Genomic DNA, 205 nt, shown 5'->3' on the forward strand with positions numbered 1-205 from the left:
TTATGCCGGCGGCGACCTACTCTCCCACACCCTCCCGAGTGCAGTACCATCGGCGCTGGTGGACTTAGCTTCCGGGTTCGGAATGGGACCGGGCGTGACCCCACCGCTAACACCACCGACAAAAACCAGGCAACAACCCATCCCCACCACAACGGGTGGGTGGTGTCATGCCAGACACTGAATAACGGACGCGAGCAAAAACCCT

The 205-nt window shown here is 60.5% G+C and carries 1 rRNA gene; it reads right to left on the minus strand.

From position 1 onward, the window contains the following. Window positions 1-3 precede the first annotated feature (3 nt). A 5S ribosomal RNA gene (rrf, locus tag HMPREF2857_RS07235) occupies window positions 4-120 on the minus strand. Between the last annotated feature and the right edge of the window lie 85 nt (window positions 121-205).

Origin of the sequence: Corynebacterium sp. HMSC076C10 (assembly GCF_001812455.1) — a bacterium.
GTDB classification, from domain to species: domain Bacteria; phylum Actinomycetota; class Actinomycetes; order Mycobacteriales; family Mycobacteriaceae; genus Corynebacterium; species Corynebacterium jeikeium_D.